At 64.6% G+C, this 24,581-nt stretch carries 24 protein-coding genes; 10 read left to right on the top strand and 14 right to left on the bottom strand.

What is annotated here, in order from left to right:
• Positions 1 to 9 precede the first annotated feature (9 nt).
• Positions 10 to 1,023, bottom strand: a complete 1,014-nt coding sequence (gene dctP, locus GLS40_RS13440; protein ID WP_160383255.1) for a TRAP transporter substrate-binding protein DctP — start codon at positions 1,021 to 1,023, stop codon at positions 10 to 12.
• A gap of 384 nt (positions 1,024 to 1,407) precedes the next feature.
• On the opposite strand from dctP, the gene GLS40_RS13435 reads away from it, so the two are divergent.
• From GLS40_RS13435 to GLS40_RS13420, 4 genes are all read left to right on the top strand, one after another.
• Positions 1,408 to 2,163 (top strand): IclR family transcriptional regulator, encoded by a 756-nt coding sequence (locus tag GLS40_RS13435; RefSeq protein ID WP_160383254.1) that lies wholly within the window; start codon positions 1,408 to 1,410, stop codon positions 2,161 to 2,163.
• Positions 2,164 to 2,277: 114 nt separating this feature from the next.
• Positions 2,278 to 3,087, top strand: a complete 810-nt coding sequence (locus tag GLS40_RS13430; RefSeq protein WP_160383253.1) for a CoA transferase subunit A — start codon at positions 2,278 to 2,280, stop codon at positions 3,085 to 3,087.
• On the top strand, positions 3,084 to 3,866 hold the full coding sequence (locus tag GLS40_RS13425; RefSeq protein WP_328598906.1) for a CoA-transferase: 783 nt from the start codon (positions 3,084 to 3,086) through the stop codon (positions 3,864 to 3,866). Before GLS40_RS13430 ends, GLS40_RS13425 begins: the two co-directional genes overlap by 4 nt.
• The gene (locus GLS40_RS13420; protein WP_160383252.1) at positions 3,863 to 5,059 is read left to right on the top strand and encodes a CaiB/BaiF CoA transferase family protein; all 1,197 of its coding nucleotides are present in this window, start codon (positions 3,863 to 3,865) and stop codon (positions 5,057 to 5,059) included. The genes GLS40_RS13425 and GLS40_RS13420 overlap by 4 nt, the downstream gene beginning before the upstream one ends.
• Before the next feature lie 18 nt (positions 5,060 to 5,077).
• Here GLS40_RS13420 and GLS40_RS13415 read toward each other — a convergent pair whose 3' ends face one another.
• Genes GLS40_RS13415 through GLS40_RS13360 form a run of 12 tightly spaced genes read right to left on the bottom strand, consistent with a single transcriptional unit; the run spans position 5,078 to position 17,049 of the window.
• The gene (locus GLS40_RS13415) at positions 5,078 to 6,160 is read right to left on the bottom strand and encodes an alpha/beta hydrolase (RefSeq protein WP_160383251.1); all 1,083 of its coding nucleotides are present in this window, start codon (positions 6,158 to 6,160) and stop codon (positions 5,078 to 5,080) included.
• A gap of 20 nt (positions 6,161 to 6,180) precedes the next feature.
• Positions 6,181 to 7,059 (bottom strand): intradiol ring-cleavage dioxygenase, encoded by an 879-nt coding sequence (locus GLS40_RS13410; protein WP_160383250.1) that lies wholly within the window; start codon positions 7,057 to 7,059, stop codon positions 6,181 to 6,183.
• Between the two features lie 14 nt (positions 7,060 to 7,073).
• Positions 7,074 to 8,831 carry an FAD-dependent monooxygenase gene (locus GLS40_RS13405; protein ID WP_160383249.1) on the bottom strand — a complete coding sequence of 586 codons (1,758 nt, stop codon included), beginning with the start codon at positions 8,829 to 8,831 and terminating at the stop codon, positions 7,074 to 7,076.
• Positions 8,831 to 9,877, bottom strand: coding sequence for a branched-chain amino acid ABC transporter permease (locus tag GLS40_RS13400; protein ID WP_160383248.1), 1,047 nt, complete (start codon positions 9,875 to 9,877; stop codon positions 8,831 to 8,833). Before GLS40_RS13400 ends, GLS40_RS13405 begins: the two co-directional genes overlap by 1 nt.
• Positions 9,878 to 10,741, bottom strand: coding sequence for a branched-chain amino acid ABC transporter permease (locus GLS40_RS13395; protein WP_160383247.1), 864 nt, complete (start codon positions 10,739 to 10,741; stop codon positions 9,878 to 9,880).
• Positions 10,738 to 11,448 (bottom strand): ABC transporter ATP-binding protein, encoded by a 711-nt coding sequence (locus tag GLS40_RS13390; protein ID WP_160383246.1) that lies wholly within the window; start codon positions 11,446 to 11,448, stop codon positions 10,738 to 10,740. Before GLS40_RS13390 ends, GLS40_RS13395 begins: the two co-directional genes overlap by 4 nt.
• Complete coding sequence (locus tag GLS40_RS13385; protein ID WP_160383245.1) at positions 11,445 to 12,176, bottom strand: ABC transporter ATP-binding protein; 732 nt, start codon at positions 12,174 to 12,176, stop codon at positions 11,445 to 11,447. Before GLS40_RS13385 ends, GLS40_RS13390 begins: the two co-directional genes overlap by 4 nt.
• Before the next feature lies 1 nt (position 12,177).
• On the bottom strand, positions 12,178 to 13,458 hold the full coding sequence (locus GLS40_RS13380) for an ABC transporter substrate-binding protein (RefSeq protein ID WP_160383244.1): 1,281 nt from the start codon (positions 13,456 to 13,458) through the stop codon (positions 12,178 to 12,180).
• 47 nt (positions 13,459 to 13,505) lie between these two features.
• Positions 13,506 to 14,579: a maleylacetate reductase gene (locus tag GLS40_RS13375; RefSeq protein ID WP_235905921.1), complete on the bottom strand. Its 1,074-nt coding sequence runs from the start codon at positions 14,577 to 14,579 to the stop codon at positions 13,506 to 13,508.
• Complete coding sequence (locus GLS40_RS13370) at positions 14,576 to 15,214, bottom strand: alpha/beta hydrolase (RefSeq protein ID WP_160383243.1); 639 nt, start codon at positions 15,212 to 15,214, stop codon at positions 14,576 to 14,578. Before GLS40_RS13370 ends, GLS40_RS13375 begins: the two co-directional genes overlap by 4 nt.
• Positions 15,214 to 16,170 carry a VOC family protein gene (locus GLS40_RS13365; RefSeq protein ID WP_160383242.1) on the bottom strand — a complete coding sequence of 319 codons (957 nt, stop codon included), beginning with the start codon at positions 16,168 to 16,170 and terminating at the stop codon, positions 15,214 to 15,216. Before GLS40_RS13365 ends, GLS40_RS13370 begins: the two co-directional genes overlap by 1 nt.
• Before the next feature lie 18 nt (positions 16,171 to 16,188).
• The gene (locus GLS40_RS13360; protein WP_160383241.1) at positions 16,189 to 17,049 is read right to left on the bottom strand and encodes a dioxygenase family protein; all 861 of its coding nucleotides are present in this window, start codon (positions 17,047 to 17,049) and stop codon (positions 16,189 to 16,191) included.
• Positions 17,050 to 17,133: 84 nt separating this feature from the next.
• Here GLS40_RS13360 and GLS40_RS13355 point away from each other — a divergent pair, with 84 nt between their 5' ends.
• From GLS40_RS13355 to GLS40_RS13330, 6 genes are all read left to right on the top strand, one after another.
• Entirely contained in the window at positions 17,134 to 18,084 is a 951-nt protein-coding gene (locus GLS40_RS13355; RefSeq protein ID WP_160383240.1) for a LysR family transcriptional regulator, read from the top strand.
• 335 nt (positions 18,085 to 18,419) lie between these two features.
• Positions 18,420 to 19,604 carry a plasmid partitioning protein RepA gene (gene repA, locus GLS40_RS13350; protein WP_160383239.1) on the top strand — a complete coding sequence of 395 codons (1,185 nt, stop codon included), beginning with the start codon at positions 18,420 to 18,422 and terminating at the stop codon, positions 19,602 to 19,604.
• Positions 19,605 to 20,576: a plasmid partitioning protein RepB gene (gene repB / locus GLS40_RS13345; RefSeq protein ID WP_160383238.1), complete on the top strand. Its 972-nt coding sequence runs from the start codon at positions 19,605 to 19,607 to the stop codon at positions 20,574 to 20,576. It abuts the gene before it with no gap.
• A 294-nt stretch (positions 20,577 to 20,870) separates the two neighbouring features.
• A complete protein-coding gene (gene repC, locus GLS40_RS13340; protein ID WP_235905920.1) occupies positions 20,871 to 22,109 on the top strand; it encodes a plasmid replication protein RepC in 1,239 nt (412 codons plus the stop codon).
• A 359-nt stretch (positions 22,110 to 22,468) separates the two neighbouring features.
• Positions 22,469 to 22,612 (top strand): hypothetical protein, encoded by a 144-nt coding sequence (locus GLS40_RS13335; protein ID WP_160383236.1) that lies wholly within the window; start codon positions 22,469 to 22,471, stop codon positions 22,610 to 22,612.
• A 12-nt stretch (positions 22,613 to 22,624) separates the two neighbouring features.
• Complete coding sequence (locus GLS40_RS13330; protein ID WP_160383387.1) at positions 22,625 to 23,224, top strand: DUF1403 family protein; 600 nt, start codon at positions 22,625 to 22,627, stop codon at positions 23,222 to 23,224.
• Here GLS40_RS13330 and GLS40_RS13325 read toward each other — a convergent pair.
• Positions 23,207 to 24,319, bottom strand: coding sequence for a Fic family protein (locus tag GLS40_RS13325; RefSeq protein ID WP_160383235.1), 1,113 nt, complete (start codon positions 24,317 to 24,319; stop codon positions 23,207 to 23,209). The two genes, GLS40_RS13330 and GLS40_RS13325, sit on opposite strands and share 18 nt — an antisense overlap.
• Positions 24,320 to 24,581 lie beyond the last annotated feature (262 nt).

The following is a 24,581-nucleotide window of genomic DNA, read 5'->3' as shown; positions in this document are numbered from 1 at the left end:
TCGCCTCGCTCACTTCAGAGCTGCCTTGTAGCTTGCAAGGAAGGCGTCATAGGTCTCTTGCACGCCGTCACCTTTTGCGAGCCATTCGTCGACCACAGGCGCGATCGCGGCCTTCCAGATCTCGTATTGCTCGGGCGACAGTTTGTGCCAGGTCAGACGGCCGTCAGCCACCATTTCGTCCGAGAATTTCTTCTGGATACCCGTCTGGGCGGTCGCCAGCATCTTGGTCAGCGTCATGCCGGAATGCTTGTCGATGATCGCCTTCATCTCGGGCGACAGGCTCTCGTACTTTTCCTTGTTCATGATGATCGCGAAGGGCGTCATGCCAAAGGTGATGTCCTCGATCCCGTGCTTGAGGTAGTCGGACCACTTGTAGGTGTACTGGGTGATCTCGTTGCCCGAAGACGCTTCGACCACGCCGCGCGAAATCGCTTGGTAGCCTTCGGAGAAGGGGATCGAAACCGCCGCCGCCCCCAGCTTGTCCATCGCCTTGACCATGTTGGAATCCTGGGCGCGCACCTTCATGCCCTTGAGCTGTTCGACATCTTCGATCGGCTCGCGGCTGAAGAAGCGGGACGGCAGGACCGTGTAGAGCGCGAGAATCTTGACCTCGTCCAGCGAAGGATCAAGCAGGCCTTTTTCATAGGTTTCCGCCAGCGCGATAGAGGCAGCCGTCATATCGGTCACCTCGGTCGAGGGCAGCGTGGTCACCAGCGTCCGTTTCAGCGGAATGCCCGAGATCGGAAGCCCTGCGACACCGATGTCGGCAACGCCCTGAACGACACGTTCCCAGGTGTTCGTGGCATCCGCGAAAGGCGGCGGGAAGTTGGTGATGGTCAGTTCGCCGGCCGCCTCCTCATTGATCGCGTCCACCCACTTCTTGTAGGTCAGCTGATACAGCGGGCTGTCGTTCGCCTGCCCCGAGCCAAAGCGCAGAGCTTCTTCGGACTGCGCTCCGCCGGCCATCGCCAGGGAAATTGTCGCAGCCAGAATCGACGACGTGATACGTCCTGAGTATTTCATTTTTTCTCCTCCCGCGGTCACAAGACCGTCCCGTAACTTTGATGCCCGCCCGCGCGGTGCATGCGGCCGCCTGCCCACCCAAAGCTGAGGCGCGGACTGCGACCTGGGGCCCTCGTCACCATGCAGGATTGCCCGCGACGCCGACCTTGCCGAACCTCAGCGACTCCTCTTCACCCAGGTCTTGTATGCAAAATGCAATACTCCAAACCGATCTGTCAAACCTATTGTATGGCGATGAAACAGTCAGTTACGCCGAAGTTGCCGAAATCGTCTCAGATAGAGATACTATGTTCCGTATAGTAGAACGAATTTCCGACAGGTCGGGCGGGTCCGCCCTCGGCGAGGGTCGTTGCGTTTTCCCGTCAGCCGATGGATGGTCCGGACATGGACAAGGCATTTACCAAAGGCATCCGGCTGATCGAGGCGCTGGCCAACAGCGACCGTCCCCGTGGCGTCACGGATCTGGCCGCCGAACTGGAACTGACCAAGAGCAACGTCCACCGCCTGCTGGCCACGCTTCAGGCGAATGGCTTTGTCCAGCAGGTCCCGCATCAGAGCACCTATGAGCTGACCATCAAGATATGGGAGCTGGGATTGCGCGTGCTGCGCCGGGTGGACCTGGTCAGCGCCGCCCGCCCCGCCATGCAGCGCCTGGCAGAGCTGACGCGCGAAACGGTGCACCTGTCCATCCTGCAGGGTCACGACATCGTCTATATCGACAAGATCGAAAGCGACCACCACGTGCGCGCCCATACCCGCATCGGCGCCCGCGCGCCCGCCTATACGATGGCGACGGGCAAGGCGATGCTCGCGCAGATGCCGGATGACTATATAGACTCGCTTGGCCCCGATCTGACCCCGTACACCGCGACCACACGGACCCGGCTGGAGGATCTGCGCGCCGACCTGCAGAAGGTCAGGCGCCAGGGCTACGCCATCGTGCCGCAGGGTGAATGGCGCGATGGCATTGCCGCCTGCGCCTGCGCGATCCTGGGGCCCAACGGCCGGCTGGCCGGGGCGATCGGCATCTCCGGCCCCGATGTCAGACTGAAGACGCGACAGCTGCGCGAGTTTTCCCAACACGTGGTTTCCGCGGCAAAAGACACCTCTGCCAGCCTGGGATATTTCGGCGACAGCTGACCCCCTCCGGTCCGCCTGTCCGACCAGATTGACTCATCTGCGGCTTCATGTTTTTCTAGAACAGTGGTTCATAATATAGAACACACAGGTTTCTCACCACCAAGAGGTACTTCGATGGCCACCGATGTGCACAGACTGGCCGCGCAGATCGCTCCGGGCAGCTCGGTTGCGATCCCAGTCGATTACGCCGGCGTCTCGATGGCTTTCACCCGGGCGCTGATCGAGATCGGCACCAGGGACCTGACGCTGATCTGCGTGCCCACGGGCGGGATGCAGGCGGACATGCTGATCGGGGCCGGCCAGGTCCGCGCGATCGAGACGAGCGCCGTCAGCCTTGGCGAAGCCGGCGGCGCGCCCCGGTTCAATGCCGCGGTCAAGGAGGGCAGCATCGCGCTGCGCGACGCCACCTGCCCCGCGATTCACGCGGGCCTTCTGGCGGCCCAGAAAGGCGTTCCCTTCATGCCCATGCGCGGGCTGATCGGCAGCGACCTGCTGCGCAACCGGCCGGACTGGACGGTGATCGACAACCCGACCTCGGACACCCCCGATCCCATCGTCCTGATCCCCGCGATCCATCCCGATGTCGCGATCTTCCACGCCCCGATGGCCGACCGCGAAGGCAATGTCTGGATCGGCCGCCGCCGTGAACTGGCGGCGATGGCCTATGCCGCCCGCCGGACCTTTGTTACGGTCGAACGGATGTCGGAGACGCGGCTGCTGGACGACGAAAAGATGGCCGCCGGGACCCTTCCGGGGCTCTACGTGACGGATGTCGCCGTCGCTGAAAACGGCGCATGGCCCTACGGGCTGTGGGGCGCCTACCCCGTCGATCAGGCCGAAATGGCGCGCTATGCCAGGGCCGCGCGCAGTGACGATGGCTTTGCCGACTATATCGCCGCCAGGGCGGCAGAGGTGGTATCGTGACACAGGACATGACCCCCGCCACCCCCCGCGAAATCCTGATCTGCACGGTTGCCGGTCTGCTCGACGGGTGCCGCTGCGTGGCTGTCGGCGCGGCCTCGCCCGTGCCCGCCGCCGGTGCCATGCTGGCACGCGCGCTGCGCGACTCGACCGGGGAACCGCCGCTCCGGATCTCGATCCTCGGGTCCGAGGCCCATAACTTCTTTACCAACGGCTCGGTCGAACTCTTCGATGCCGCCGGACAGGGGCGGATCGACGCGTTCTTTCTGGGCGGCGGGCAGATCGACCGGCAGGGCAATATCAACCTCGTCGGCCTTGGCGACTACCCGCGCAGCGCGCCGCGCTGGCCCGGAAGCTTTGGCTCCGGTTACCTCTACTATGTGGTGCCCCGGGTGATCCTCTACCGCGAGGAACACTCCCCCCGCGTCTTTGTCGACAAGGTTGATTTCATATCGACCCCCGGCACCAGCGAACCCGGCACCTACCGCCCGGGCGGGCCCTATGCCCTGCTGACCGGCAAGGCGCTGTTCGACTTCAACAAGGACAAGCGCGGGTTCCGGCTGAAGTCGCTTCACCCCGACCATACGCTGGCGGAGGTGACCGAGGCGACCGGCTTTGCCTTCGACCACGATCCCGATCCCGCCACGACTCCCGGCCCCGACGCGGCGACGCTGCATCTGCTGCGGACCCGCGTGATGGACGAACTTGCCGAAACCTATCCCGCCTTCGCCGCAGAACTGCGCGCGGGCATCGAGACCACCGACAGAAAGGCCACTGTGTGACCAACCCTCAGACACCCCCGTCCGGCGCCCTTGCCGGGCTTCGCGTGATTGATGCCAGCCGTGTTCTGGGCGGCCCCTATGCCGGGCAGATCCTGGCCGACCACGGAGCGGATGTCATCAAGGTCGAACCGCCCTCGGGCGACGAAACCCGCGGGTGGGGCCCTCCCTTCAAGGGCGATGCGGCCAGTTATTTCATCGGCGTCAACCGCAACAAGCGGGGCATGGCCATCGACCTGCGGCAGGAGGCCGGACAGGCCCTGCTGGGCAAGCTGCTTGAGACGGCGGATGTCTTCATCGAGAACTTCAAGACCGGCACGCTGGACAAATGGGGCCTCTCCGAGGACGAGATCGAACGCCGCTTCCCCCGCCTTGTCCATTGCCGCGTCTCCGGGTTCGGCGCGGACGGCCCGCTTGGCGGCATGCCGGGCTATGACGCGGCGATCCAGGCCTCGGCCGGATTGATGAGCGTGAACGGAGAGCTGGGCGGCCAGCCCCTGCGCATCGGCCTGCCGGTTGTCGACATGACCACCGGCCTGAACGCGGTGATCGGCATCCTGATGGCGATCAACGAACGCCACACCAGCGGCAAGGGCCAGTTCGTCGAAACCACGCTTTACGACTGCGGGTTTTCGCTGCTGCATCCGCATCTGCCCAACCACTACCTGTCGGGCAAGGTGCCCGGCCCCTCGGGCAACGCCCATCCCAACATCTGCCCCTACGACACCTTCGCCACCGGGACGGATCCGATTTTCCTCGCCGTCGGGAACAACCGTCAGTTCGCCACGCTCTGCCGGATGATCGGCCGCGAGGACCTGGCCCGGGATCCCCGTTTCGCCGACAACAGCGACCGCAACCAGAACCGCGATGCGCTGAAGGGCGAGCTGGAGGCCGCCATGGCCACCAGCGACTGCGCGCAACTGGCCGACGATCTGATCAAGGCCGGGGTGCCCTGCGGCATGGTGCGCTCGATTGACCAGGTGATCGCCGATCCGCATACGCAGCATCGCGAGATGGTGGTGGATATCGACGACTATCGCGGCACCGGCAGCCCGATCAAGCTGTCGCGCAGCCCCGCGCGCTACGACCGCAAGCCGCCCTCCTTTGCCCAGCACAGCGCCGAGGTGATGGCCGAACTGGACCTCGATCCCGAAGGTTTCGGTGACGCGCTGATCAAGCCCGACGCCAAGGACTGACCGCCCCCGGGCGCGCTGTCACGACAGGCCGTTGCCGCGCAACCAGCCCTCGATCAGGGCCGCGATCTCGCGGCTGTTGCGCTCCAGCATCATGGCATGGCCGTTGCCGTGGATCCCGTGCTGCTCCAGCCGCAGATGCGCCACCTCGGCCCCGGCCTGCGCGAGGAAGTCGACCGTCCCGTGGTTGTCCGCCGACATCCACGAGGCCTCGGCCGTGACCACGACAATCGGGAAACCGCAGAGGTTGGGCAGGCGGCGGGCCGGGTCTGCCTGAACCCGGCAGGCAACGGCGCCGTCAAAGGGGGCGGGCCGCTCCTCGGTCGCGATCTCCTCCGCCCGTGCGGCAGGCGGATTATAGGTCATCGGGGCCGCGGTGATGCCCCAGGCGAGCCGCCCGCCCGCCCGCTCGGCAAAGGGCGGGCCCAGGGGTTCCACTGCGACGATCCCCGCCACAAGGCCCGGGCGTGCATCGGCTATCAGCCAGCCGGTCGGCCCGCCCGCGCTGTGTGTCAGAAGGACCGCGGGACCGATCAGGTCCAGCAGCGCGGCCCCGGCGGTCTGACAGTCCCGGTGGCTCTGTTCCATATCCGCGCCCATCGGCCCGGCACCGGCGAAAAAGGCATCGAAGGCCGGATCGCCCAACTGCCCGCTGCCCGGCCATTTGTCGTGCAGCGCGGCGGTCGCGTATTGATCGGGAAAGGCCTCGGGCCGGGTGAACAGCCTTTCGATACTGCCCGCAACCGGCGGCGGCCCCATTTCGCCCTGCACCGCCGGGTGATGCGGCGCACGGCCATGACCGGGCCGGTCCACCACATAGACGGCATAGCCCTGGCGGACGAACCAGTGCGCCCAGCCCTCGCCGCCCTCGGCGGTGCCGAGGTAATCCAGCCCCTGCCCGCCGCCGCCGTGGATCATCACGATGGGCAGCGGATGACGCAGATCGGCCGGGATCCAGTATTCCACGTACATCTGCCCGCGCAGGGCCTTGCCGCCAGGCAGATCGACCGTCTGCAACCCGGTCCAGAAATACCCCTGCGCGGCAAGGTGCAGCGCCCCGGCCGACCCGGCGTGCAGATCGGCGGGGCGATAGGATCGTGTCATGAAAGCTCAGGAATTCGGGATCAGGCGCGGGACAGGACGAAATCGTGCACGACTTCGAAATAGGGCGTGTCGAACCCGGCCTCAGCGATCCGGTCGGGGGCCTCGATCAACTCGAACTTGGCCATCAGGCTGTCCTTCACCCCAAAGACCGCATCTGTTTCGATATAGGGATCGTCCGGGTCGAAGATATGCGTGACCAGCGTCTCGAACCCCTCGGCCTCGATGATGTAATGCAGATGCGCCGGGCGATAGGGATGCCGGCCAAGCGCGCCGAGCAACTTGCCCACGGGGCCATCATCCGGGATCGGGTAGTATTTCGGCTTCACGCCGCGAAACCAGTACTCCCCCTTCTCGTTCGTCCGGAACACGCCGCGCAGGTTGAAATCCGGCTGGATGCCCTTTTGCTGCACGTCGTAGAAGCCTTCGTCATTCGCCTGCCAGACGTCGATCTTGGCATTGGCGATCGGCGCGCCGTCCAGGTCCAGGATCCGGCCCCGCACCAGCATCGGCTCGCCCTTCTGGTCCAGACAGATGTTCGCGCCCAGCTCCCTCTCGGGCGCGCCATCCACGTGGAACGGCCCCAGGACCGTCGACTCGGAGGCCCCCGAGGGTTTGCGGTTGTTGATCGCATCGACCAGCATCGACACGCCCAGCACGTCCGACAGCAGGATGAATTCCTGCCGCCACTCGTCGCACATATGCCCGGTCTGGGTCAGGAACATGATGGCCTTGAACCATTCCTCCTGCGTCGGCTCGATCTCCTTCACCGCCTCGTGCAGCTTGCGGATGATCACGTTCATGACCTCCGCCAGCCGTTCGTTTTCAGCCGCGCCGTTGCGGCTGGTCACGACCTCGACGGAGCTTTCCTCGGTGAAATAGGCGTTGGTGTTCGCGGGCATGTGCTGCCTCCGTTTCATCTGTTCAGAATTGAAGTGAGCACGCGCCGCAGCTCCTGCGCGGGGTCGCCGCCCAGGATGTCGCTGCGCCAGGCCACATGGTGATCCGGGCGGACCAGGACACAGCCGCTGTCGCGGATTTCGCGGGCGCGGGCCCAATCGCCGGTGTGATCTTCGTAGTCGCGGCGGGGACCGATGACATGGGCCCCAAGCGGGATGCCCAGCTCGTCCGCGATCTGTTTCGCGGCCGCGACCCAGCCGTCCCCGCCGATGCCGGTGAGAAGGGTGAACCGCCCGTGTCCGCAGATGTCGAGCGTCGAGAGCTTGCGCCCGGCGCGGTCGAAGATCCAGACATGCGGCAACCGCGCGCCGGGCCATGTGGTGGGCTGATAATGCAGCTCGGGATCGCGGTCGAAGGCAGGTTCCGGCTGGCCGTCCGTGACCACCGCGCCCGAGGCATAGCGCTGGTTCATCTCCACGCCGTGACAGTCGAATTCATAGGATTTCAGCTCGATCGCCTTGCGCAGGGCGGCGCGCTGCGCTTCGCCGGCTTCCGAAGCATCGGCGCGGGCGGACATGTTCTGCTGGATCTTCTCGGGATCGACACCGCCATCCATGCCGAGCGCCTCGAAGATCGGGCCGAATTCGCCAATCGACTTGTTGGCGCGGGTCACGATCTGGCGCGCGACCGGCGCGCGTTCCTCTGAATAGCTGTCCAGCAGCCCCGGCCCCGCCTGCCCCTTGAGGACGGCGGCGAGTTTCCAGGCCAGGTTGAACCCGTCCTGGATCGAGGTGTTCGACCCCAGCCCGTTCGACGGCGGATGCCGGTGCGCGGCATCGCCCATGATGAAGACCCGGTCCTTCTGCATATGGGTGGCGAACATGTCGTTCACGGTCCAGACATTCGCGCTCAGCAGTTCGATCTCAAGATCCGGATCGCCGACAAGCTGGCGCGCGACTCCTTGCGCGAATTCGGGCGTCACGTCGGGCGCGGGTTCGTTGATGTCGTATCCCCAGACGATCAGCCATTCGTTCCAGGGCCGGACCATGCGAACCAGACCCATGCCGATCCCGCCCACATCCGCGCCCGGCTGCATCACCCAGTAAAGGACCGAAGGCCGATGCGCGACGAGGTGCGAGAGGTCGGCGCGGAACAGGATGTTCATCGACCCCCCGACACCCATCTTGCCTTCGAACGGCAGGCCGAGGTGTTCGGCCACGGCGGAATTGCCGCCATCGGCGCCAACCAGGTATTTCGAGCGGATAAGGAACTCTCGCCCGGACAGCCGGTCGCGGCAGGTCGTGGTGACCCCGTCGCCGTCCTGCTCATGCGAGAGGTACTCGGTGCTCATCCGCGCCGCAGAGCCGCGCGAACAGGCGGTCTTGAACAGGATCGGCTCCATGAAGGTCTGGGGCAGGTCGTTCATCCGGCAGGGCGAGGACAGCAGATGCTCGGCCATGCTGTCGGGATGGGTGCCCCAGCTGCGCATCCGGCCCAGCTCTTCCCCGGCCAGGCTTTCGCAGAAGACGTTGTTGCCCATCAGCTCCTGCTCGGTCGCGTGCAGATAGGCCTCGTCCTCGACGCTGCGGCCCAGATCGCGCAGCACCTCCATCGTGCGCTGGTTGGTGATATGGGCGCGCGGCGTATTGGCCAGCCAGCGGTAGCGGTTGATCATCATGTTCGGGACGCCGTAGCTGGCCAGCAGCGCGCCGGTGGCGCCGCCCGCCGGGCCGGTTCCGACAATCAGGACCTCCGTCTCGTATTCGAATTCCATCAGTCTTCCCTTTCTTCGATGAACAGGCGGCGTTGGATCGGGAACAGCGCGAAACCCGTTCGCCCCGAGATCAGCCCCCACAAGCCACGGGGGGCGAACAGCATGATGAGGATGCCCAGGAGCCCCAGCACCATCAGGTACCAGCTGCCAAGATCGGCCAGCAGCGACTGCAGCAGGAAGAAGACGATGACGCCGATGATCGGCCCCTCGATCGTTCCGATGCCGCCGATCACCACGATGAAGATCACATAGGCCGTCCAGTCGATGACCGAAAAGGCGCTGTCCGGGGACACCCGTCCGTTCTGCATGAAGATCAGCCCGCCCGCGATCCCGGCCCCGACCGCCGAAATCACGTAGACCGCCAGCTTGATCCGCCCCGCATTCAGCCCCGCCGAGGCGGCCGCCTGCGGGTTGTCGCGCATCGCCGCCAGCGCGAGGCCCGTCTTGCGCCGCATCAGCCAGTAGATGCCGCCGATTGTCGCCACGACGAGGGCAAGCGCCAGCCAGTAGGAGACGACATCCATCGCCGCCGCCGCGCGCAGGCCGGTCACCTGTTCCACCCAGTCCGCGCCCCACATGTTCCGCCGCGCCTCGCGTGGGAGAGAGGTGCCGGTGCCGCCGCCAACCGCTTTCCATTGCGCGAAACTGAGCCGGGCGACTTCGGCCACGACCCAGGTGCCGATGGCGAAATAGGCGTCGTTCAGGCGAAAGACGAAGACGGCAGAGACAAGCGCAAGCACCAGCGCCGCCACAGCCGAAACCGCCAGCCCGGCAACCGGATTGATCCCCCAGAGGATCGCCGCCGCAAACACGCCATAGGCCCCTGCCCCGACAAACATCTGCTGGCCGACGCTGACCAGCCCGCCATAGCCCGCCAGCAGGTTCCAGAACTGCGCCAGAGTCAGCATGGTGAAGACGAAGAACAGGTCCTGCATCAGGCTGCGCGATCCGAAGAACGGCAGCGCGGCAAAGACGACAACGATCACAAGCGCCGCAAGCGCGACAATCCAGCTGCCGCCCTGCCCCGTTTGAACACGATACCGCATTCAGCGCCCCCCTGCCGGAAAGAGCCCGCGCGGGCGCACCAGAAGGATCACGAGGAAGGCCAGATGGCCCGACAGGATCTGCCATTCCGGATCAATCGCGGCGCCCACGGTCTGCGCGACGCCGATGACGATGCCGCCGATCAGCGTGCCCCAGAGGCTGCCCATCCCGCCGATGATCACCGCCTCGAAGGCATAGATCAGCCGCGCCGGGCCGATGGTCGGATCGAAATTGGCCCGCATGCCCAGGTAAAGCGCGGCGATGGTCGCGACGACCATGCCCAGACCGGTTGCGACGGCAAAGATATTGCCGGGCCGGATGCCCATCAGGCTTGCCGTGTCGGGATCGTCGCTGGTGGCGCGGAAGGCCCGGCCCAATGCGGTGCGATAGAAGATGAGTTGCAGCGCCAGGGTCACGAGGATGGCGGTGGCAAAGGTCAGCGCCGGCATGACCCCGATGGTGATCGGCCCGACGGAGAAGGAGGCGATTTCAAGCGATCCGGCCCCGATCCGGCGGCTGTCGGCATTGAACCCCTCCAGCAGCGCGTTCTGGATCACCACCGACAGGCCAAAGGTGACGAGCAGCGGCGGCAGCACGTCCTCACCCACGGTGCGGTTCAGGACCAGTTGCTGCAACAGCCACCCGACCGCGAACATAAGCGGGGCCGCTAGCAACAGCGCGATAAGCGGGCTGAGGTTCAGCGCCGTGACAAGCACGAGGATCAGATAGGCCGCCATCACGATCAGATCGCCATGGGCGAGGTTCACCACCCGCATGATGCCGAAGACGAGGCTCAGCCCCGCCGCGAACAGCGCGTAGAGTCCGCCAAGCAGGATGCCCTGCACCACGGTGTCGACCCAGATCATGCCTGCACCCCGAAATACGCATCATGCATGGCGGCGCGGTCGATCTCTCCCGGTCGGCCTTCCAGCGTGATGCGACCCTCCATCAGGCAATAGACCCGATCCGCGATGCCAAGGGCCTGTTCGATATTCTGTTCCACGATGATCAGGCTTGCCCCCCGTTCGAGGATCGAGGGCACCGCGGCATATATGTCCCGGATCACCACGGGGGCGAGGCCCAGGCTGATCTCGTCACAGAGCAGCACCTTGGGATTGGACATCAGCGCCCGCCCGATGGCGACCATCTGCTGCTGCCCGCCCGACAGGGCCATCGCGGGGTTGCCGCGCCGATCCTTCAGTACCGGGAACAGGCGATAGACCTCCTCCAGCGTCCAGGGCCCGGACCGGGCGCTGCGCCAGCCGCCGATCAGCAGGTTCTCCTCGACCGTGAGCGAGGGGAACAGGCGGCGCCCCTCGGGCACCAGCGTGACCCCTACCCCGTTGACCCGGTCGGCAGACAGGTGACCGATGGGCGTGCCGTTCAGGCGGATCATTTCGGGCGCTTGCCGCACAGACCCGGCAATCGAGCGCATCAGGGTCGATTTTCCGGCCCCGTTCGCGCCGATGACGGCCACGGTCTCGCCCTCGGCCAGGGTCGTGTCGACGCCATATAGCGCCTGAAAGTCGCCGTAGAACGCCGTCAGCCCGGATGTTTCGAGAAGCGTGCTCATGCCTCGATCCCCAGATAGATTTCCTGAACCTCGCGGCTGGCCATGACCGCGTCGGGCGCCCCGTCCTGAATGACCCGGCCGAAATCCAGCACGATCAGCCGCTCGACCACCGAGTTCAGCGCATGCAGCACATGTTCGATCCACACGATTGTCGTGCCACCGGCATGCAGCGACCGGATCGTGCCCACCAGCGAGGCGCATTCCGCCTCGGTCAGCCCGCCGGCGATCTCGTCCAGCAGCAGAAGGTCCGGCCCCGTGGCCAGGGCGCGGGCAAGTTCGAGCCGTTTTCGCTGCAGCAGGTTCAGCGAGCCGGAAACCTGATTGGCCCGGTCCAGCAGCCCGGTACGCTCCAGGATCGACACGCAATCCCCCGCCGCCTCGCTTTCGCTGATGCCGCGGCCCTGAGAGGCCGCGACCAGCAGGGTTTCGAACACCGTCAGCCGTGAAAACGTCTGCGGGATCTGGAAAGCCCGCCCCATTCCCATGCGGCAGCGCTGCGTCAGGCTTGTCCCGGTGATGTCCCGGCCATTCAGCCTGATCAGTCCCTGATCCGGCATCAGATTGCCCGCAATCAGATTGAGCAGGGTCGATTTCCCTGCCCCGTTCGGCCCGATGATACCCAGGGCCTGCCCGCGCGGCAGGTCGAGCGTCACCGCATCGGCCACCACGAGGGAGCCGAAGCGTTTCGTGACGCCCTCAAGCGACAGGAGGGTCCCGGCATCTGCCATGTCAGCTCAGCGGTTCCATGCTGCCCTGGGTGGGGATATCCGGCGCCGTCTTGTTGTCGACGACCAGCAGCTCGAAACTGCCGTCGTCCTGCCGCCGCCATTGCCCGCCAACCAGCGGGGTCTTGCAGACATTGGTCGCCGCGAATGGCGGCAGCCCCTCGCCGTTGAACACGATCCGGCCCACGATGGTCTGCAGATCCGTCGCCGCGATGGTCTCGGCCATCAGGTCGGGATCGGTCGGATCCTCGGCGCGCTGGATCACATCCGCCGCCATTTCGAACAGCGAATGGATATAGCCGATCGGCTGGGTCCAGGGCCGCCCCGTCGCCTTGGTAAAGTCGGCCGCAAGCGCCTCGCAGCCCTGCCCGGTCAGCGAGGAGGTAAAGGGATGGTTCTTGGACCACCAGACCTCGGAACTGAGGTTATGGCCGGACTCGCCCAGCGTCTCGACCGATTGCGGGAACAGGATCGCCTTGGCCACCGTAATCGCCTTGGGCGAAAAGCCCTGCTGCAGAGCCTGGTTGCGGAAAGTGGTGAAATCCGGCGGGATGACCACGCCGGTGACGATCTCGCAATCGGCCTGTTTGAAGGCGTTGATCTGGGCCGAGAAGTCGTCCGTCAGGTTCTGGTAGCGGCCGGGATCAACGGTCTCGTACCCGTCCGCGGCAAAGCCGGGCGCCACGCCATTCTGCGGATCGCCCCAGGCATTGCCGTCGGCATCGTTGGGGAACAGCCCGGCGACCTTCTTGTTGGTGTCCAGCTGATCCCACATGTTGGTAAAGACGGCGATGACATCTTCCAGCCCCCAGAAGTAATGGAAGGCATAGTCGAAGGGCCGCCAGCTGGCCGGGTCCCCGGGATTGCCCTGCTGGCCGATGAACCACGGCTGCCAGGGCGCCATGGTCGAGATGCAGGGAATGAATTCGTTCTCACAGACGGTGGTGACCGGGTTCGTCGTCTCGGGAGTCGAGGCGACCAGCATCAGATGCACGCCGTCGTCGATGATCAGCTCTTGCGCCACGTCGGCCGCGCGGTTCGGATTGGACTGGCTGTCCTTCACCAGGACCTCGACATCCATGCCTTTCTCCGCCGCGACGCGCTTGAACATCTCAAGCGCAAAGGCGTCGGATTCCGCGAATCCGGCCAGCGGCCCCGATTGCGGCGAGACATAGCCGATCTTCACCCGGGTCCCCTGGGCGAGCGCCGGCATGGCCAGCCCGCCGGCGCTGACCGCAAACCCCGCCGCCGCCCCTGTCTTGAGCAGCTTTCTCCGATTGATCATCTTTCTTCCTCCCAAAGTGCCCGACGTCTGCGCGTCAGGCGGTTCTGTTATCCCTCCTGCGGCCGCGTGCCCTCCCACGCGGCCTGAAGCAGGGTCCTGATATCGCTGCGGTCGAACGGCCGCGGATTGGGGTAAGGCGCGCGGGTCGCGATCTCGGCGGCGCGGTCCATGTCCGCCTCGCTCAGCCCAAGGTCGCGCAGCCGCAGCGGGGCCCCTGCCCCTTTGGCGAAATCCCACAACCCGCCCCCGACGGATCCGCCAAAGATCTCGGCGACCGGGGCCAGAAGGTCCTGCGTGGCGGCGGCATTGAACCCTGTCGTATGCGGCAGAAGGATCGCATGGGTTTCCGCATGCGGCATCCCGAAGGATCCGCCGATGACATGGGCCAGCTTGTGGTGCAGCGCCATCGACACGTAGCCAAGCGCGGTAGAGCAGAGCCATGCACCATAGAGCACATCGGTCCGCGCGGCGCGGTCCTGCGGATCCTCGGTGACCCGGTGCAGGCTGCGCTTGAAGACGCGCATCGCCTCCACCGCCATCTGGCTGAGGATCGGATTGCGGTCCTCGGCATACAGCGCCTCGATCCCGTGCGAGATCGCGTTGAGCGAGGATGTCACCGTCATCTCGACGGGCAGCGTCAGAGTGGTGTCGACATCGTAGATCACGGTTTCGGGCCGGATCGAGGCGTCGCGGCGGGTGGTCTTTTCGCCATCCACCGTCTCGCCCAGAATATCCGTCATCTCGGAGCCGGCATAGGTCGTGGGGATCGCGACGTGATCCGCCCCGGTCCGCGTGGCAATCGCCTTGCCCAGCCCGATGGTCGACCCGCCGCCGTAAGAGACGACGCAATCCGCGCCCGTTGACCTGTACGCCTCCATCGCCGCCTCGGTCACGTCGAGCGGCGTGTGCATGGCGGCCCCGGTGAAGGTTCCGGCGGAGAGCGCGCCGAGATCCTTGGCCAGTGCCGCCGCGGACTCGGCCTGCGGGGGCGTCGACAGCACCAGCGCGCGGGACCGGCCGAGCGCCTCGACCTCTGCGCCAACCCTGGCCAGCGTGCCCGAGCCAAAGACGACGCGCGTGCGAATGCCGGGAAAAGTGAAGCCTTGCATCAGGTCGTTCATGCCACCGGCTCCAGTGCCGTGCGGCCCGCGACCGCCGCGTCGAGCAGGCCCGAAAGTGTCTCTATTTCGGCTTCACTCACCTCGTGGCCGCGACCGGGGAAGATGTCCATGCGCAGCCGCGCGCCGCATTCCGACAGCTCGCCGACCAGCTTGCGATGCGCCCAGAGCGGGATCCACGGATCGTTGTCGCCGTTGGTGGTATAGACCGGCAGCCCGGAGAGGCCCGCGCGGACGAGGTCATCCTGCACCGCGCCCACACGGCAGGCCGTGAGCAGCGCCGCCGAGGTGACCCTGCCGCCCCGCATCAGCCATTCCGCCGCCATGCAGGCCCCCTGCGAGAAGCCGATCAGGACGAGAGGCAGGCCCTCCTGCCGGGCCGCCTCGATACAGGCCCCGACCGCGTGAAGCGCCGCGTCGAGCTGGCGGGTGGTGTCGTCCGTCAGGGGATCGACGGCCTTGGCGTCATACCAGGCCTCGCCCTCGGACTTGGGCAGCACGTAGCGGATGCCGGGGACGTCCAGACGGGACACGATCATGTCCATCATGTCCTGCTGGGTCTGCCCCCGCCCGTGGACGACGACGCAGACGGCTTTTGCCGCCTCCGCCGCCGCGCCGTGATGCAGCGTTTCTGCCATTACGCGAATTCCGCCTCTTCGAGGCCTTCCATCAGCTCTTCCTTCTTGCCCTCGAACCAGGGCGGGAAGACGAGCGTCTTGCCGATGGCATCGGCCGGTTCGTCGCGCGCCCAGCCCTCGGGGACCGTCCAGGCGAGTTCGAACAGCGCGCCGCCGGGGCTGCGGACGTAGCAGGACTTGAAGTACATCCGGTCCTTCTGCTCCGAGATATCGGTAAAGCCGAGGCCCTCGATATGGGCGCGCAGCTTCATCTGGCTGTCTTCGTCGCCGGTGTTCAGCGCGAGGTGGTGGATCGTGCCGCCGGCCAGCGTCCAGGTCCCCTGCGGCTTGTCCGGCTCATGCAGGACCTCGACCCGCTGGATGATGCCGTTGTCGTCCGGCACCCGAAAGACGAGGCCTTCGTCGCTGTCGGCCTCTTTCTCAAGCGGCAGGGCGATGGTCATGAAATCGTCCATCGCGGTTCGGTCCATCACGGCAACGGCGCCGCCGTAGATCCCCTTGATCCCGTGGTCCTTGCCGATGCCCTGTGCGTCATTGGTGATCGGGTCGCGCGGATCGTCCGGGCTTTCGACCAGTTCATGCGGGATGCCGCAGGGATGCGCGAACACCACCCGGTCCGCGCCAAAGCGCGAAGTCTTGACCGCGTCGATGCCACGTTCGTTCAGGCGGTTCACCCAGAAATCGGCCGCGCCCATCGGGATGGACTGCATCACGATCTTGGACTGGTTGGTCCCGCGCCGGCCAAAGACGCCCGGCTTCTTGAACGGGAAGGTGGTGATGATGGTCGAGGCATCGCCGTTCCTGGAGCCGTAGTACAGGTGATAGACCGGCAGCACCCCGTCGAAAAGCACCGTACGCTTCACCGAATGCAGACCCAGGGTCTTGGTGTAGAAGTCGAAATCCTCCTGGGCGCCATGCGTCGATAGCGTGAGGTGGTGATATCCGCTGATTTTCATTGTGTCCTCCTGATTTGGTCAGCTCTGAATGTCGTGGGTCCGGTTCGCGGCCAGCACGAAACGGAACTCCGTTTGCAGGCCGCCGTCGCCGGTTTCGGTGAAGTCGGCCAGCAGTTCGGGGCGCACCGCAAGCAGCGGGTCATCCGCGATGCAGGGATCGGTGCGGTCGAAAACATGGGTCGTCAGCGTGCGGTGCCCCGGCGCGCTGATCCGGAAATGGATATGGGCGGGCCGATCGAGACCCAGACCCAGCAGTTTCATCAGGGCGCCCACGGGCCCGTCATCGGGCACACGGTAGCCTGCGGGCCGCACCGTGCGGATGCTGGCCCGTCCCGAGGCAGGCACCCGGTAGCGGCCGCGCAGGTTGAATTCGGGCTGCGCGTCGGGGTCCTGGTTTTCGTACAGTCCGTCGCCATTCGCCTGCCAGACCTCGATCACCGCGCCCTCGATCGGGGTGCCGTCGATGTCATGCACATGCGCCACGACCTCCAGCGGAACCCCGCGCCCGTCCAGCGAGATCGACTCGCCGTCTTTGCGAAACGCGGCATCCGGCCGATAGAACGGGCCGGTCAGCGTCGGCGGCGTCAGGCCTTCGTCGGTCGGGGCCAGATGCGCCTCGACCTCGCTGGTGATGCCCAGCACATCGCACAGCAGCACCCATTCGTGGCGCGTGTCGTGACAGGCCTCGCCCACGGCAGTGAGGAAGGCGATGACCTGCTGCAGCTCGGCCCGCGTCGGCTGCAGTTTGGCAATGATGTCGCAGATCGCCTCGACCGCCAGGCGCACCGTCTGTGCAGCGCGCGGATCTTCGGCATTTTTCAGGCGCTGCGCGAAATCCTCCGCGACATGCGAACGTTCGGAAATCGACTGTGCGACCATCCTGCAAACTCCTCCCGACTCAACGGTATTGCGAGAAATTTGCCTTGAGGATTATTATTTTCGTCTCCACTATAACAAATTGATATGAAGATCGAAGAACGCCACCTCGTTCAACTGGCCGCCGTGGTCGACCTTGGCAGCGTCACCCGCGCGGCCGAGTTGCTGGGAATCAGCCAGCCCGCCATTTCGCGCGTGCTTTCCACGCTTGAGAAACGCCTGGGGGAGCCGCTGTTCGAGCCGGGCCGCCGTCCGCTCAGGCCGACGCTGATCGGCGAAACGCTTGCGCTCCACGGCCGTCAGATCCTCGAAGCCTCACGCCAGGCGACCGAGGCCCTGCGCAGTCTGCGCAGCGGCAGTTCGGGCACCGTCAAGGTTGGCGGCGTGCCGTTCTTCATGGATGCCTACATCAGCCGCATGATCGGCACGTTCCACGTTCAGGAGCCCGGCATCCGCGTGGACCAGTCCTATGGCAACCTGCCGGACCTGCAGAAGCGCCTGCTGTCGCATCAGCTGGATTTCGCGGTCTGTCCGCTGGGTCTGGTCGAGGCCGCGCCCGAGATGGAGTTTACCGAGATCCTCCCCGGCCGGAATGTCCTGGCCTGTCGCGGGGGGCATCCGCTGCATCGGCGCGGCCGGATCTCGACCCGCGATCTGGTGGATTTCCCCTGGGTGGCGCCGTTGCCGGGCTCGCCGCTTCTGGCGGATCTGCATGCCATCCTGCTGGCGGTTGGCGTGACGGACATTTCGGTGCGCTTTTCCGGCGGGTCGCTGATGTCCGTCTACAACTATCTCGAAGAGACGGACGCGCTCACGGTGCTGCCCCATTCGGTTGTCTTCGCGCATCGCAAGACCCACAATATTTCCGTGCTGCCCGTCAAGATCCCGCAGCCGGCCCGCAGCCTGGGCATTCTCCGCACAAAGAACTCTCAGCAGACGCCCGCCGCGCAAAAGCTGTTCGATCATGTGACCCACGGGTTCCGGCACCTCAGCACTACGATCAAGCGGCACGAGAACGCGATTGTCTGGGGCAACTGATCCCCCTGCCCCGCCCGCCGGATACATCATTTCAAAACCCGATCAGAGTCAGGCAGACCCGCCCCGTACCAGTGTCACCCCCCCTGCCCTTCTCTGCTCCGGGAGCGGGGTGAGGCGCGGAGTAACGCGCGACGGACGCTGAGACGTTCGGGGAACCATGCTGTGGAAACTCCGTTTACAGCTGTAAACGCCTCTGGCAAGGTTCGGTGCATATAGTCTCTGAATTGCGCAATAGACACTATATAAGGGAAAAATCTTGACTTAGGCCGGTGAATCACGGCTCTTAACCCCCAAGTGGCGTGGAATTGCCACATTTTCGAAATTGGGGCAACTACATGATTCCTGTGACACCGCTGGCCAATGACAGACCTTCGGTTCTAGCGACAGAAATTTCCGAGCGGTTGAACGCTGCGATCAGAGAGCATTTGCTCTCGGCTTTCGCGCCGGACAATACAAAAACGCTGCGTTCGTTCTCGGCGCCCGAGGCAGCTGCATTGCTGGGCGTTTCCGGCCAGTTCATGCGCAAACTGCACGCCGAGAATACGATCCCCGAGCCCAAGGATGTGCGTGGCGGCCGGCGCCATTACACCGCGCAGGAGATCTGGGACGCCCGCCAGGTTCTCGAAAAGTCATCGCGCAAGAAGGGCCGCTATCTGCCCGGCCGATCCGGTGACGAAAAGCTCCAGGTCTGGCAGCTGATGAACTTCAAGGGCGGGTCGAGCAAGAGCACGACCAGCGTGCACCTCGCCCATTACTTTGCGCTGCGCGGCTACCGGGTGCTGGCCGTCGATCTCGATCCGCAGGGGTCTCTGACGTCGATGTGCGGCATCAGCCCGGAAATCGAATTCGACGGGCTGACCGTCTATGACGCGATCCGCTACGACGATCCGGTGAGCATGGCCGAGGTTGTCGTACCGACCTATTTCCCGGGGCTGTCGATCGCCCCTGCCCGCCTGCTTTTGTCCGAGTTCGAGACTGAATCCGCGGTTCATTCGAACCCGGATCAGCCGTTCTTCACCCGCATCCGCAATGCCCTGGCCGAGGTCGAGAACGACTTCGATATCGTCCTGATGGACAGCCCGCCGCAGCTGGGTTTCCTGACCATTGCCGGCATGGCGGCCGCCAGCTCTCTGGTGGTGCCTTTGACGCCGTCGATGCTGGATGTCTCCTCCACCGCGCAATTTCTGGAACTGGCGGGCGCCTATATGGGCGTGATCGAGGAAGCCGGCGCCAAGCTGCAATACGACAACTTCAAATTCCTGATCACCCGCGACGAGCCGACGGATGTGCCCTCGCAACAGCTGACCTCGTTCATGCGGGCGCTGTTCCAGGATCGGGTGATGTCGGCGACCGCACTGAAAAGCACGGCTATCAGCGATGCCACCATGCTCAAACAGTCGATCTATGAGGTCGTCCGCTCCGAGATGACACGCGGGACCTATGACCGGGCCAAGGGCTCGATGGATGCTGTCGGGCGCGAGGTCGAGGTCATGATTCACCAGGCATGGGGGCGCAAGTAAATGGCACGCAAATCGCTTCGCGACATGTCCGGCATCGCCAATACGATTGCGCGGTCCGGCGGATCCGCGCCCGAAACGGTGCGCAAGACCTCGGCGCCCGCACTTGGCGCCCTGCAGGGTTCCCTGGCGTCGATCCGGGAAATCGACCCGGGCCTGATCGACGACTGGGGCCCGGTGGACCGGCTGGACGAGTTTACAGCTGTAAACGACGATGACGACAGCGACAGCTTTGACACGCTGGTCGCCAGCATCCGCGACGGCGGTCAACAGGTGCCGATCCTTGTACGCCGGTCCGCGACCGCCGAGGGCCGGTATCAGGCGATCTATGGGCGGCGGCGTCTGAAAGCCTGCCGGGAACTTGGCATCAAGGTGCGCGCCAATGTTCAGGACATCGACGACGCCACCGCCTTGCTGGCCAAAGGGCTGGAAAACGCCGCGCGGCGCAACCTGTCGTTCTATGAAAAAGCCCGCTTTGCCGCGGCCATTCAGGCGGCGGGCCATGATGCCAAGACTGTCCGCCAGGTGCTGAACCTCTCGGCCTCGGGGCATTCTCATCTGACCAAGGTCACCCAGAATGTGCCGTCGCGGGCAGGAGATCTGATCGGGTCTGCGCCCAAATCCGGACGGCCGAGATGGACCGAGCTGGCGGACCTTTTTGCCGAGAAGAAGATCACCGAAAAGGCAGCGCTGGATCTGCTGTCCAGGCTCGACACAACGCTGACGTCCGATCAGCGGCTCGACGCGCTCATCCGCGAAGCGACCAAGCGGGGCGCCAAGACCACGGCGGGCTTGCAGGAATCCGTTCCGGTGGACGGCGTCGTGATCAAATCCAGCCGCAGCACGCTATCGCTGTCGGTGAAAAAGGCCGGGGCCAATGCCGGTTTCGCGGCCTGGCTGGAACAGAATCTCGATGAGATCATCAAGAAATCCTATGCCGAGTTTACAGATGTAAACCCGGGGGACGACACCTGAGGAAGAGCAGAAAGGAGGAAGGCGACCAAAGAAAACCCCCGAAACCGAAGCTTCGAGGGCTGCTGCGCATAGCGCAATTCTTAGACTAGACACCTGGAATCTAGCAGTCAGCGAATCGTCGTACAAGAAAAAACGCTCCTGAGCGCACGGGATTTCTTTGTCAGCTGACACAGGATGAGACAACATGAGGATGCTCCGCACGGGGCAACTGGGGCAGGGACGCCTCAGACCGGGAAAGCTGTGCTTGCGGCCGACCAGACATCCGGATGGCGCAAGCAGACGCCCGCACTTGGCATGGCCGAACAGCTGGCCAACGCCGGTGAGCAGCAGGATATTCACAAGACGCGCGCCTTCGTGGCGGTCAAACGGGTCGGGGCGAAAATCGGGCTCAAGGCCGGTGACATGCTGCTGCTCGACACACTCGGAGCCTTTACCCAGGCCCAGGACTGGACGGAAGGGCAGCGCCCGATCGTCTGGGCCTCCAATGCCTATCTGATGGAGCAGACGGGGTTTTCGCTCTCGGCGCTCAAACGCCATGCGCGGCGGCTGGCCGAGCTCGGCGTGATCTCCTTCAGGGACAGCCCGAACGGCAAACGCTGGGGCCGCAGGGACGCGGAGGGGCGGATCGTCGAGGCCTATGGCTTCGACCTCTCGCCGCTCGCGGCACGGGCGGCAGAGTTCGAACAGTTGCACGCGCATCTGCAGGCCGAACGGGCGCTGTGCCAGCGTCTGAAGCGCCAGATCACGGTCGCCCGCAGGATGATCCGCGCGCGGATCGAGGCCGCCATCAACGCGGCACTCAGCGGCCCCTGGGCGCAGCTTGTCGACCTTTTCGAACAGCTTCTGGGTCAGCTTCCACGCCGACATGACACGTCGGATCGCCTTGGCCGCCTGTTCGCCTGGTTCCGGGACCTTCAGGCGCAGGTGGAGCAGAGCTACCTCGCCGCGACGCAGGTGGATGAGGCTGTGGAAAACGCGGCGGAAACTCCGGGGCAATTGCCGACCAAAGCCCGGGAAATGGACCCCAAGAGGTCCAGTTACGACCCCCACACACCAACTACAAAACAACTCGAACCTGTAGGATGTAATCCCTGCGATACGGGGAAAACTTCAACCCTCGTGCCACATATGGCAACCGAGACACCGCAGGACCGGGCGCTGAAAGACCGGGAAAGCAAAGTGCCCAAGGTGCCAACAGCCTTGAATCTGAGCACGGTCCTGCAGGCCTGTCCCGAATTCGCCTCCTGGGCGCGGCATGTCGGCGGCTTCCTCAAGACTTGGAACGATCTGCACCGGGTGGCAGGGCAGCTGAGGCCCATGATCGGCGTGACCGAACATGCCTGGAACGTCGCGCAGGACAGGCTTGGCAAACAGGCAGCCACGGCAGCCCTTGCCCTGGTGTTCGAAAAGCACAGCACGGGCGAGGTCGCGTCACCGGGCGGATATCTGCGGGGCATGGTGGAGAAAGCCGGGGCAGGGGAGTTGCACCTTGAACGCAGCTTCTACGGCCGGCTTGGCGGTCGGGCGGCATGAAGCAGAGACAGCCCAGCTCATCGGTGCATATTGCCGCCAAAAGAGGTCTGACGTGTGGTGACACGCAACGTGGCACTGACCAGGAACCAGGATCCATCAGCCGCGATAGCCGCGCTGAGGCACGCCGATACCCGCTGCGAGACGGCCCAGGCGAATGCGAACAGACGGCGGTCACGTGTCGAGATCGAGAGGGCAGGGGCTTGTCAGCGCGGACAGAAAGATACTGGTCATCTCTGGCAAGCTGCGGGCCTCGCCACCGCGGCGATCTCTCCCGTCCTCCGCGTCGGGCAGAGGCTCATTTGCCGTCCCTGGTCGCGATTTCTCGCTGTTACGCGACATGGCGCCGAGCATCTACCGCTATGACCGATAAGGCAAACTTATTGGACAAAATGAGGGCCGGCAAGGCGGGGCGGTTTGAATGCTATTTGGTGAAGGAAAGCGCCGTCGTGAACCAGCCTCGCGGCATGACATCCCAGCCCGCCACCATCGCGATCGACCACTGAAACCTACCGCAACTGCCGAGCCGGGTCACCTCCGGGCGCGCGGAAACCCTTGAAACTGTGTCCTTTCGGTCGGGGACGGCCCTGACGGTGCACGATCAGCTGGTCAGCGATCCCAAGCATGGCGTGCCGGTGAAGCTGCGTGCCAATCTATTGGCGCTTGGCGCGGCAACGGCGACTTCCAAACCGCAAGGCCGCCGGGCGCGCGAGATGAATATCCGTCACATTCACCGCAAGTATCTGAACAATTGGATCGAGAGTGATCGTGCCGCAATGAAGCAGCGATTGCGTCACATCCCCGGGGTCCAGACGCTGGCCGCGAAACTTTCCGCGCCATCCGAAAGGGCCAGTTCGAGAATTGTGATGCCGGCAAGATCGCCTTGGCCACCAAACTGTCCCAGGAGGCCGCGTGACAGGTGCGCAAAGCGACGACAAGTACAGTCCTCTGCCGCTCATGCAACGGACCCGAGCAATCCGGCCCCATCCCTTTTGACGGGCATTCTCCTTTGGCCGGCGCAAACAGGGAACATTCGCTCTGGCGCTGCGCGTCAGGCCGTATCTGGCAATTGGGAACATCCCGGGCTGCCTGCCAACCCGTCACGCCGTCCGATCTAGGGTCAACCAGTACCTTGTATGGCGTCGCTCACCGGTTCGGCTGAGCGCGCCTTTCTCGACCAGGTCCTGCAGATCGCGGGTCGCGGTGGCGCGTGAGGTTCCGGTGATCTTGAGATAGTTGTCAGCGCTGAGGCCGCCTTTGAAACCGTCGGGACCTTCCCGGAACATTCGGGCGACGGCCTTGGCCTGGCGTGCGTTCAGCTGGTCTCTGTGCCGATTGTAGAAATGCGCCTTGTTGATGAAGAAGCCCACGCGGTCGAGTGTGACCTGTTGGGCCTTCAGGACAATTTCCGCGAACCAGACGAGCCACTCGGTCACATCGAGCGTTCTTTGATGCCGTTCGAGCTGGTCGTAATACGCCTTGCGCTCCTTCTCGATGGTGAAGGCGAGCGAGATGAGGGTCGGCTGGCCGATGTTCTGCGCCAGCGACTTTTCCGCGAGGGCGCGGCCCAGGCGGCCGTTGCCGTCCTCAAAAGGATGGATGCTTTCGAAATAGAGGTGGCTTAGCCCCGAGCGCGTCAGCGCTGGAAGCGGCTCTGCTCCCCCCGGCCCGGTCGTGTTGAACCAATCCGCGTATCGCTCCATCTCAGGCATGACCCGCTCTGAGGGAGGCGCTTCGAAATGGATCGTCGGGCGGTCGAGGCGGCCGGAAACGATTTGCATCGCCTCGGCGTGGTGTCGGTAGGCCCCGACAGTTTCCAGCCGACGGTCATGGGACAAAAGCATCCGGTGCCAGCGGTACAGCGTCTCGTGACTGAGCGGGTCCGCAAAGCTGGAATAGACGTCGACCATCATTTCCGCGACGCCCTGTTCGCGCGGTCTGGCAGGGGTGCTGCCCGGATCGAGGCCCAGATGGCGGCGCAGCGAAGACTGGACACTGAGCCGGTCGAGGATTTCGCCCTCGATGGCGCTCGTCCGCATCGCTTCCTCGCTGAGCAGTTCGATGCGGAGTTGTTCGCGCTCCGACTGGCTGACATGATGGACCGCACCGAGGATTTCCCCGGACGACAGCAGAAACCTCTGCTCGAACGGTTCCAGAGCGGAGGTGTCGTACCGGAAATCCGGCCAGCCGAGTAGCGTCCAGTTCCAAGCCATGAGTTATAGATACCTGTTCTATAACTCATTGTTAGATCATATTTGAGGCATAGAGGTCAAGTCTATCGCTCATAGGACATGCAGGAGGCGATGACCCAAAACCGGAGCGGGGCCCGTGCGCCAAGCATCGGGCCGGTCCGGGACGCTGATGATCGACGGGCTGCCCGCGCCGCATCCGCAGCAGCTTTACGAGATCACGGTGGAGCCTGCCGGAGGGTCGCCGACAAACCTGCCGACCGGCCCGATCCTGGGCAAGGGGCTG

The sequence above is a fragment of the Pseudooceanicola pacificus genome (assembly GCF_009789075.1).
Classification (GTDB): Bacteria; Pseudomonadota; Alphaproteobacteria; order Rhodobacterales; family Rhodobacteraceae; genus Pseudooceanicola; species Pseudooceanicola pacificus.
Note: the sequence above shows the minus strand (reverse complement) of the source record. Positions and strands in the feature narration are given on the sequence as shown.